Raw genomic sequence first — 11,069 nt, forward strand, 5'->3', positions numbered from 1 at the left:
AAGCCGTAATCGGTAAGGCGCAACAAGACCCTGCATTAATGGGCCTGTACTCAAGTTTCCGTATCCAAGTTCCACAAATGGATATTGATATTGACCGCGAACAAGCGCTTATTCAAGGTATTCCACTTGATGAAGTATTTAATGCACTGCAAATTTACTTAGGCTCTGTGTACGTAAATGACTTTAATATGTTTGGTCGTACGTACCAAGTAAATGCACAGGCTGATGCTGACTATCGCTTAGACCCTGATCAAATACTTAATTTAAAAGTACGTAATCGCTCAGGTAATATGGTGCCATTAGGTTCTGTATTAACGGTAACACCAACAATTGGTCCTGACCGTGTTATGCATTACAACGGTTACCCAAGTGCAGAGCTAAATGGTAGCCCAGCGCCAGGTTATAGCTCTGATCAAGCACAAGTTGCTATTGAAAAAGTACTCGCAGACACACTACCAACAGGTATTGAGTATGAGTGGACTGAAGTAACGTACCAACAAGTACTTGCCGGTAACACCATGGTTTATGTATTCCCGTTAGTTGTATTACTAGTATTTATGGTACTTGCAGCGCAGTACGAGAGCTTACGTCTACCACTGGCAATTATATTAATTGTACCAATGACTATTTTCTCAGCCTTGTTAGGTGTGTGGTTTGTTGGCTCTGACAACAACATATTTACCCAAATAGCGCTCATAGTTCTGGTCGCGTTGGCTTCTAAAAATGCAATATTGATGGTTGAGTTTGCAAAAGATAGACACGACTCAGGCTTATCGCACTTAGAGGCAATACTTGAGGCATGTCGTATGCGCTTGCGCCCAATATTAATGACGTCGATTGCATTTACAGCAGGTGTTGTACCGTTAGTACTTGCCACCGGTGCGGGCGCCGAAATGCGACACGCAATGGGTAACGCCGTATTCTCAGGCATGATAGGTGTAACCGTGTTTGGTCTATTGTTTACGCCGGTATTTTATATGTTAGTGACTAACAAAAAAGAGAAAGCGCAGGAGAATACTCATGACTAAATTAATGCAAAAAAGGCTTAAAACAAGTCTAACTGTCAATGCGGTATTAGTCGCTGCGTTTTTAGCCGGGTGTGCGAGTAAAATAGACACCATGAGTGAGCAAAAAGCCGTTAACGAATTTGTTGCTAAAGCTAATATTGCGAGTAACGTTAGCGTTGCTGATGAAACAAACTGGTGGAAAAAGCTTAATTCTGATCAACTAAATGATCTTGTTACTGGTGCGCTTGCAAATAACTATAATTTGCAAACAAGCCAGCTAACACTTAAAAGTGCATTAGCGCGATTAGGAGAGCAAAAAGCCCAGTACCTTCCGCAAGGTGGCGTAAATGTTGGCGCAGCTCGAAGCGATGCACCAAGCGTTTATGACCGTCAATCAAGTGCAAACGTTGCACTTGATTGGCAGCTAGATTTATTTGGTCGCATTACGGCGTTGGTTGATGCTGCAAATGCATCGGCCATGAGCCAAGCAGAGCAAGTACGTTTACTGCAAATTGAAGTAGTTTCGTCAGTTGTTAAAGGCTTTGTAAGTTATCAAGGTAATGTTGAAAAACAACACATTGTAGCACTTCAAATTGAAGCGCTTGAGCAAAGTATTGACGTTCTTCAAGCCCGTGTTGACGAAGGTGTTGCAAACGAGCTTGATTTAAACCGTACGATGGCGCAGCTTAGGCAGCAACAAGCACTAATACCTGCCATTGAGTATGCAAAATACAGCGATTTATCTGCTCTTGCAGTACTAAGCGGTAAGCTAGCGCAAAATATTGCTATTGAAAACGAGCAAAGCGTGCTTGAACGTGACTTTAGCGTTGCACTAAAAAACGCTAATAATGCCATTGCCTTACGTCCTGATATTAGCCGTGCACTGTTTGACTTTAGCCAAGCAAATAGTTTAAGTGTTGCAGCTAGCAAAGCGTTATTACCCGATATTAGCTTATCTGCATTTGCAGGGGTTGTGAGTATAGACAGCACAGGCTTAAAAAATACCGATCAGCAGTGGCAAGTAGCGCCGCAGTTGCAATGGTCGTTATTAAGCTACCCAGCATTATTAGCACAGCGCGACGCACAGCAGTTTTTAAGTGAAGCCGCATACAGCGATTATCAACAAGTGGTATTAACTGCACTAAGTGAAAGTGAACTTTCACTGCAATTGTTGGTCAATCAGGCACAGCAAAAACGCTTTGCCGATGAGCGCTATGACTTTGCTAATAAAGCATTTTTACAAGCCCAGGCAATGTACGAAGAAGGCCAAATTCCTTACCTTGAGTTGTTAGATGCGCGCCAGGATGTTTTAATAGCACAAGAAAATGCTGTTGAAACAACAATTTCTTCACTGCTTGCCAAAGTAAATGCTTACCAGTCATTTAATGGCCAATGGAGTTATGCGTTAAACGACACTAATAAGTAGAGTTATATTGATGCCAAATACTGAAAATTTACATGAATACATTATCCCGCATACAATGCGCGCTATTGTACTGCCAGAACCAAATGAAGCAATTGACTTAGCGGATGCTGAGCTGCCTGTTCCAGACTGTGCAGATAACGAGCTGCTTGTAAAAGTAGAGTACGTTGGTTTAAATCCAGTTGATGGTCAATTTGCTAAAACAGGCTTTTGCAAGTGGCAGTATCCACACATTTTAGGCTTAGATGCTGTAGGTGTTGTGGTTAAAGCTAACAAAGGTGTGTTTCCAAATGTTGGCGAGCGGGTTATGTGGCATGCCAACATTGGTGAGCAAGGTGCTTTGAGCGAATACACCAAAGTGCCTAACTTTGCAGTGTCGGTTGTGCCAAGCGGTTTAAATCCGGCCATTGCAGCAACACTTCCATGTGCAGGTATGGCAGCACTTATCAGCTTAGATAAAATAGGCATTAGTGAAGGCGATACTATTTTTATTGAAGGCGGAGCCGGAGCGGTAGGGCAGTTTGCTATTCAATATGCAAAACAGCGTGGTGCAGATGTATTTACCACCGCATCAAAGCGTAACCATAAATTGGTTAAGCAGCTAGGCGCTGATGTGGTTTTTGACTATAGCGATAAAAAGCTATGCGAAAAAATCCGCAGAGAACTTGGCCCGCAAGGCTTTGATGCGGTTATTGATACGATAGGTGGAGAGTGTACTCAGCGTAATATTGAGTTAATGCGTTTTTGCGGACGTATTGCCTGCTTAAATCCGCTACCTTATTTTGATCAAGACTTAATGTATCACCGAGCGCCAAATATTAGCGTTGTATCGATTGGTGGTGCATGGCTTGCTAATAGTTTATGTGCACAACAACGCTTGAGCTTTATGGGCAACCTGTTACTTGAAGGAGCTGTTAGTGGCGACATTAAACACCCAGAAATAACGCCCGTAGATTTTAGTGCAGAGTCAGTATCGCAAGCGCTTAATAAACAACTTGCTGGTGGTTTTACCGGCAAGCAAGTTGTTAAAGTTGCTAAGTGAAGCGCTTATACAATTTGATTTAAATTTAAGTAGTTTTAGTTAGATTAACTGATAATGTAGCCTCTATAAATTGAATAAAAACGTAGCCTATTTGTGCTGCGTTTTTTTATGCCCATCAAAAAATAGATACAGCGCTAGCGCTTTTGCTGTTTTATTCATCATTTTAGTCAAAATACTTTTTTTCAGCGTACAACTGTAAGCCTTTGTGTTTCAACAGTTTACGTTCAGGTAAAGAAAATAAATTGAAAAAACTGTTAATTAATTGAATAGAGTAATTGATCTAAACGATTTTTTATGACGTAATGTAGGTATTATTTAGCTGGTCGGATGAGTTCAATCATGAGTTTACGTACAAAACTAAAAAAAGTATTACCAAGTATTTCTATCACAGAACAAGAAGCGCTAGACGCGGGTGATGTATGGCTTGAAGGTTCTATCTACCAAGGTAAACCTGATTTCAGTGCACTTCGCGACGTACCTGCTGCTACATTAAGCGCAGACGAGCAAGCATTCTTAGACGGTCCAGTAAAAGAACTACTGGGCATGATTGATGATTCAGTGATTCAAAACGGCATTCATTTACCAAATGACATCTTAGAATTTTTGAAAAAAGAGCGTTTTTTCTCGCTTATCATTCCTAAGTCGTTTGGTGGTTTAGAGTTTAGCCCTTATGCAAACTCTACCATTGTTGGCACAATTGCGACTAAAAGCTCAGCAGTTGCGGTAACCGTAATGGTTCCTAACTCGTTAGGCCCAGGTGAGTTATTACTTCACTTTGGTACGCAAGAACAACAAGCACATTACTTACCACGCCTAGCAAATGGTACAGACATTCCATGTTTTGCATTAACAAGCCCAGAAGCGGGTTCTGATGCAGGTGGTATTCCTGATGTTGGTAAAGTAACTAAAGGTATGTACAACGGCGAAGAAGTCCTTGGTTTAGAAATTACCTGGGACAAGCGCTACATTACACTTGCACCTATTGCTACCGTACTTGGTTTAGCATTTAAAGTAGTTGACCCTGATGGTCTGCTAGGTGGTAAAGAAAACCTAGGCATTACCTGTGCACTTATTCCTAAAGAGCACCCAGGTGTAGAGCTTGGTAATCGCCACGACCCAATGGGTATTCGTTTTTACAACGGTACTACACGTGGTAACAAAGTATTTGTACCAATGGATTTTGTTATTGGTGGACAGAAAAACATCGGCCGTGGTTGGCAAATGCTGGTTAGCTGTTTAGGTGCTGGCCGTGGTATTTCATTACCTGCGCTAGGTGTTAGTACAGCACAAGTTGCATTTAAATCAGCATCTGAATACGCAGCAGTGCGTGAACAGTTTGGTTTAGCCATTGGCCAGTTTGAAGGTATTCAAGAAAAACTAGCCGACATTGCAGGTAAAACATACCTACAAGAAGCAATGCGCGTACTTACAACTGAAGGCTTAGGCATGGGCTTAAAACCATCAGTTGTTACAGCAATCGCTAAATATCATATGACAGAGCTTGGTCGCGACGTGCTTGATTCAGCAATGGATATTCAAGCGGGTAAAGCGATTCAAAACGGTCCACAAAATACATTAGCAAGTGGTTATGTTGCACAGCCGATTGCCATTACGGTAGAAGGCGCGAACATTCTTACACGTAACCTAATGATCTTTGGTCAAGGTGTTATGCGTTGTCACCCATATTTACAATCTATGGTTGAGTCAATTCACAGTGAAGACAAAGGCGCAGATAAAGAATTTAACGGCATTTTGCGTAAAACAATCGGCTACAGCACAGCAAACAGCTTACGTGCTTTGCGCTTAGGTGTTTTACCATTTACAGCAAGTGCAAACTCTGATTTGCCAGAAGTACGCGACTACGAAAAAGCAGTACATAAATTATCTGCAAAACTTGCAGTGTACGCAGACTTTTCGTTACTTGTACTTGGCGGTAAGTTAAAACAAGCAGAAATGCTATCGGCACGTTTAGGCGATGTAATGAGCTTCTTATATGCAGCTATGGCATCAATTAAATACTACGAGCAAAAAGTATCAAGTAGTGACCGTGAGCAAGCAGCTCCGTATTTCCATTACGCGACTCGTTTTGCACTACAAAGTGCTGAAGAAGCATTGCATAAGTTTTTAGATAACTTCCCTGCAAGTGGTACACGTAAGTTTATTCGTTTCATTACAATGAACTACTCAACTAAAATGCCAAAAATTAGCGACGATTTAATCCGCGAACTAGCTAAGCAAGCTCAGCTAGATACCGCATTTAAAGCGCAAATTACGCATTTAGTTAAACCAGTTGAGGGCGATGGTCATCATATTAATGAGCAAGCTTACAAAGCTAAAATGGCATCACTTGGCGAGCTGGCTAAAGTTAAAAAAGCACTACGTGCTAAAGTAATTAAACCAGGTATACGCTTTAACATCACGCTTGATAACGCACTCGCGGCAAACGTAATTACGCAAGCTGAACACGTTCAGTTAATTGATTACAACATCAAACGTGAAAAAGCGATTCGTGTAGATGAGTTCGATTTTGACATGAACATACTAGACGATAACGCACAGCCGATTAATCCGCTTAAAAGCGTAGTTAATCAATAAAATTTAATTCAATGATGCAAAGCGCCCGTAGTATCGGCGCTTTTATTTTTGATTAAAAAATTAGTGTGGAGCCCCGATTGTGTAAAAACAAGCGGGGCTTTTTTTATGTGTTCAATATAGAGACAGGGTGATGATGGCTCATTTGATGGTCGTTTAGCTTGTTTAATTAGAGTGGCTGTCTAGTTTATTTTCCATAAAAAGATGAACAATAGGCAAAGCCGACCTAGTTCAAACCCGGCGAAGGCTCGGCATTAGATACAGAATGGGTGTTTACGATTTATGTGGGGGTAGGTTCGAAACTCATTAGGGACGCTGAAAATCAGTTAAGCCCGGATATATGCCAGAGCAGCCCCCATTTTATTGGTTACTGAATACAGCGGTTTATCAGCTGATTTGGAGCGATGTTTAAAAAAGAATAGATTAAGATCGTAAAAAACAACCTTGAAGGATCATTAGGGCTTGATAGCGGCAGAGCGTCCATATGTGTCTAGTTTATTTATGGTTTAGGCAATTAAGTTAACCAACGACCTTATCGGAAAGAGGTAGCAATGCTTTTTGACAAAATTACTACCTAGATGTCCGTCGCACCACAGCTAATTGCTGCACTCAACTAATTTGAAGTATTTCCGCAATATTGGCTAACCATGTAGCTATAGTTCAAATCTACAGCTGAATTAGCTGGCTAGAGTTCTCACCTCGAATACATAAAAACATTAGAAAATTTTTAAATCATTTGAATGATAATCATATTATGTCAAATGTGAACTGTACTAGCTTTCTTCAAATGAGCTTATACGATCAAAACTAGTTGTAAGCTTCCTATTCTAATGGCACTATTATTGGACACTAATTATATAACTATTAATAGCTTAGTCAGTAAGAGAGTGGTGTATGTTTCACCTAACCCGCAGAGAATAGCTTGAGAAAATTATGTCTATACAATTAACAGTATTGAAAGCGTCATATGGTGACTCCCTTGTGATTTCAGGGGACTTTGATGGAAAGAAGCGTAATATTCTTATTGATGGAGGGCCAGGGGAAACTTTTCAGCAAGGAGTACGCCCTGGTAGTTTAAAAACTTATCTTGACCAAGTTAAATCTGCCGATGAAAAGATAGACCTTTTAATCATAACCCATGAAGATCAAGATCATATTTGTGGATTAATATCTGCTTTTGAAGAGGAGGGCTACCTATCAGATCTTACTACAGAGGTTTGGTTTAACTCAGGAAAGCTGTTGTCTGAAAAACTAGCTATTACTGAAGAGCGTGATAAGCAAAAGGTATCTACTTCTAATTCAACAGCGACAAGCATCAATGATGGTATTACTCTAGAAGAGCTCCTAAATCAAAAAAAAATAAAACATGATCAAATTATCCATTCAAGGTTAAAAAATGGAAACCGAATAGAAAAATACGGCTGTGAGTTTGAAATACTCTCTCCATCTATTAAAAAGCTGAAGAAAAGAAATGCAAAGTGGGCAGAGAAATATCCTAGTAATTTGACTTCAAGTGCCAGAAAGAAAGCAGACCTGAGATCTTTGATGAATGGAAAAACAGGCGCTTCAGATGGCTCCCCTAGTAATGGTGCATCAATCGCTTTCAACTTTAAATTTGGTGGAAAAACACTAATGTTGTTAGGTGACGCTCACGCAATAGAAGTTATTCGTGGTCTGAAATCTTTTGGTTACACTACAACTAAAAAAATTAAGGTGGACTATATGAAGCTATCTCACCATGGTAGTAAGAACAATACAAGTAAGAAGCTATTGAATTATATTGATTGTGAATCTTATATTGTAACAACCGATGGAACTGGTCACGGGCATCCAGATAAAGAGGTGTTTGCAAGAATTATTGAGTGTAGTGGAAATAAACCGTCATTTTTATTCAACCATCCTGAATTAATAGATAAAATATTCCAGAAAGATGATTATGAACACTTTGATTTTGTTGCCAAAGAAATTGATACAATCCCATTATGAACCAAGACCAATATTTTGAGAATATAGTTACAATCAATGGGGGATCTGGAGTTATAGTGAACTCTTTGACTTCTGACTATTCATATATATACACAGCTAAGCATGTTATATGTATTGATAATGAAGATATTCATAGTGATTTACTTCCAATCAGAGACCTAATAGTACGCGATTACAATAACGAACCTATTGAAATTTTAGAAATTTTAGTTAATAGCAGTAATTCCCTAGATATAGCAATATTACGAACATCAAAACAAATAAATTCTGATGTGGTAATTTCGAGAAAAATAATCTCATCTCCTGAAAAGGTTAGATTTTGTGGTTACCCTGGACGTAGTAGAGATGCTCCTGTAATACTAAATAGATATAGAAATCATTCTTATGAATTTGATGTTAAGTACACTGAACACATTAAATTAAAAACATCAATGAACATCGAATTCAGTTGGATAGTTGGGATGTCTGGAGGTGGAGTTTTTACTGATGGCGACGGTGTGGTTTTGCGAGCGATTGAGACAAAGTATTCAGGTTCTAAGAATGAATATGATGGATGTGTTGTTGCTGTAAACATTAACAAATTTGATGACATAATTCATCACATTAATGAATCGAGAAGCGAAAAATTATCAATAGTTCTACCAGTAGAGCTGCAATCGTTTCAAACACTTGAAAACCTAGCATTTAAATTTTCTGACGGCTGGGATCAACCTGCACTACTAAATAGTATTCGCAAGTTACTTATCTGCATAGGGCAGACAAAAGTTACAGCGATAGGTATTACCCCCATAACAGTAAAAGAAGAGCTTGAACATATATTAGAATGTGAATTCTATGAGAATTTTGAAGTAAATGAACCGAAGTATTGGGCTGCATTTTTCGAGTTAATCGTAATATCTGTGATGGTTGATGAACCTGAAACGTTTGATAAAACCTATCTTAGTAACATATTAAATAAAAGAAGAATTATATATAAATAGTAATAAGACATGGCAGAAACACCTTTTAAGTATTTTAGATAATGAATATATCAATCACGATGAAAATGGTTTTTTCATCGTCAAGACAAATAGCCCCTCACAAAGAGTAAAATATAATTCAGGGGCAATTTCACATATGTATATTAATCAAGTAACTAATTCTGGTGATGACTATAATATTGATAATGTCCAAAATAACAAAAATCTGAAGAAAACCTTGATTGACTTAGATGCTTTAAATAATAAGTGCATTTATGATCAGCAAGAAGAATTAGAGAGCTTTAACATAGTTACTGGAAGTGAACACATAAAAGATAAAATAAAAAGTAACTACAGTAAATATTTGATTATTTAGAGGGCTTATGATTAATAATAGTTTTTATGAAATAGAACAACTACCTGAGTTACTTCAAGAAGAAGAAAACCTAAAGTTATATAGCTTTGATTTGGATGAAGAAAACAAAATATATTCATTTGTTAAAACTATCTCAACTCATGATGAGTTGGAGTCTAGTTGGTTAGATCTAACGCAAGTAATCGGCACAGAGTTTATTTGTGAACAATCTAGTGACTTCTCTAGATGGAATACATACCTTGTTTTCATTTCTAAAGAAAAAATCTCCCAGGATGTCCGTAGTGAAATAGAAAACAATAAAATTTTCGTAAGAAAAATAATATCAGATGATGGTAACTTTAATATTCATGTAGTTGAAAAACTAAATGTGATTTTTGAATCGCCCCGTGTTTGCCAGAGACTCAATAACTTGAGAAACTGGAACTATGAAAAAATCAAATCGCTATACATCAGAATTTCGTGAACGTGCAATTAGGCTTGTTACCACACAACAGCATGAATACCCTTCTCTTTGGGCTGCGCTAGTATCGATTTCAGATAAACTGGGATGTACCCCAGAAACACTTAGAGCATGGGTCAAGAAATCTCAAGCTCAACCGTCTAAACCCTCTTCTAATACGCAATCAACTGAAGAACGCCTTGCCGTCTTAGAGCGCGAGAATAAAGAGCTCAAGCGAACGAATGATATCCTGAGGCAAGCTGCCGCTTTTTTCGCCCAAGCGGAGCTCGACCGCAAACAGAAGTAATAGTGGATTTTATTGATGCTTGCAGAGAGCATTACGGTGTCGAGTCAATTTGCAAGGAATTGCCGATTGCACCATCAACGTATTATTCTCATAAACAGATACAAAGAGAGCCTGAGCGACTGTCTAACCGCAAAAAGCGTGATGCTGAGCTGATAATACTCATTCGCGAAGTGTGGGAGGATAATATGTCAGTTTATGGTGCAAGAAAAATATGGAAGCAGCTACAGCTTGACGACCATCAAGTCGCCCGCTGTACAGTCGAACGATTGATGCGAGTTATGGGAATTCAAGGTGTTCGTCGGGGTAAAGCACATAAGACAACGATACCTGACGAGCAACAAGATAAGCCACTTGATTTAGTTAATCGTCAATTTACTGCTGAGCAGCCAAATCAACTTTGGGTAGCTGACATCACCTATGTTGCCACATGGAGTGGGTTTGTTTATGTCGCTTTCGTGATAGATGTTTTTTCACGATACATTGTAGGTTGGCGTGTATCAACGACAATGCACACAGAGCTTATTCTTGATGCGTTAGAGCAAGCTATTTGGCATCGTGGCAACCCCGAAGGGTTAATTCACCACAGCGACAGAGGCAGCCAATATTTGTCTATACGATACACTGAGCGACTTGCTGAAGCTGGAATTCAAGCGTCTGTAGGCAGTGTGGGTGACTCTTATGACAATGCATTGGCTGAAACAATAAATGGATTATTTAAAACAGAGATTATTCGCAGAAATGGCCCGTGGAAGAATGTTGATGCTGTTGAATACGCAACGTTAGAGTGGGTCAATTGGTTTAATAATCAACGCTTATTATCTTCAATTGGGTATATTTCACCAGCTCAATATGAAACAGACTACTATGATAATTTAAACGAGTCAGGTAAAGTGGCCTGACTTAAACAAACTGGTCTCCGATGAACTCGGGGCGATTCA

At 39.1% G+C, this 11,069-nt stretch carries 7 protein-coding genes, 1 pseudogene and 1 other annotated feature; all 8 genes and pseudogenes read left to right on the forward strand.

What is annotated here, in order from left to right:
* A partial coding sequence (locus tag L652_RS0114225; RefSeq protein ID WP_029753293.1) for an efflux RND transporter permease subunit occupies positions 1–1,028 on the forward strand: 1,028 nt, incomplete at its 5' end.
* Positions 1,021–2,433 (forward strand): TolC family protein, encoded by a 1,413-nt coding sequence (locus tag L652_RS0114230; RefSeq protein WP_024596791.1) that lies wholly within the window; start codon positions 1,021–1,023, stop codon positions 2,431–2,433. The genes L652_RS0114225 and L652_RS0114230, both read left to right, overlap by 8 nt.
* A 10-nt stretch (positions 2,434–2,443) precedes the next feature.
* Positions 2,444–3,472: a zinc-binding dehydrogenase gene (locus L652_RS0114235; protein WP_024596792.1), complete on the forward strand. Its 1,029-nt coding sequence runs from the start codon at positions 2,444–2,446 to the stop codon at positions 3,470–3,472.
* A gap of 339 nt (positions 3,473–3,811) precedes the next feature.
* Positions 3,812–6,067 carry an acyl-CoA dehydrogenase gene (locus L652_RS0114240; protein ID WP_024596793.1) on the forward strand — a complete coding sequence of 752 codons (2,256 nt, stop codon included), beginning with the start codon at positions 3,812–3,814 and terminating at the stop codon, positions 6,065–6,067.
* 930 nt (positions 6,068–6,997) lie between these two features.
* Positions 6,998–8,050, forward strand: coding sequence for an MBL fold metallo-hydrolase (locus L652_RS0114245; RefSeq protein ID WP_024596794.1), 1,053 nt, complete (start codon positions 6,998–7,000; stop codon positions 8,048–8,050).
* 461 nt (positions 8,051–8,511) lie between these two features.
* Positions 8,512–9,385: pseudogene (locus L652_RS1000000125730) on the forward strand (ABC-three component system protein).
* 7 nt (positions 9,386–9,392) lie between these two features.
* Positions 9,393–9,848, forward strand: coding sequence for an ABC-three component system middle component 1 (locus L652_RS0114260; protein ID WP_024596797.1), 456 nt, complete (start codon positions 9,393–9,395; stop codon positions 9,846–9,848).
* A protein-coding gene (locus L652_RS0114270) for an IS3 family transposase (RefSeq protein ID WP_223230517.1) occupies positions 9,811–11,030 on the forward strand; the annotation gives its coding sequence in 2 pieces (ribosomal slippage) (positions 9,811–10,099 and positions 10,099–11,030; 1,221 coding nt in all). The genes L652_RS0114260 and L652_RS0114270 overlap by 38 nt, the downstream gene beginning before the upstream one ends.
* Positions 10,089–10,205: a sequence feature (AL1L pseudoknot), on the forward strand. It overlaps the preceding gene by 117 nt.
* Positions 11,031–11,069: the final 39 nt, after the last annotated feature.

This window comes from Pseudoalteromonas sp. TB25, from assembly GCF_000497995.1.
Lineage (GTDB): Bacteria > Pseudomonadota > Gammaproteobacteria > Enterobacterales > Alteromonadaceae > Pseudoalteromonas > Pseudoalteromonas distincta.

Coding starts and splice junctions, on each gene's coding strand:
- L652_RS0114230 (WP_024596791.1), top strand. CDS start 1,021: ATGACTAAATTAATGCAAAAAAGGCTTAAAACAAGTCTAACTGTCAAT.
- L652_RS0114235 (WP_024596792.1), top strand. CDS start 2,444: ATGCCAAATACTGAAAATTTACATGAATACATTATCCCGCATACAATG.
- L652_RS0114240 (WP_024596793.1), top strand. CDS start 3,812: ATGAGTTTACGTACAAAACTAAAAAAAGTATTACCAAGTATTTCTATC.
- L652_RS0114245 (WP_024596794.1), top strand. CDS start 6,998: ATGTCTATACAATTAACAGTATTGAAAGCGTCATATGGTGACTCCCTT.
- L652_RS0114260 (WP_024596797.1), top strand. CDS start 9,393: ATGATTAATAATAGTTTTTATGAAATAGAACAACTACCTGAGTTACTT.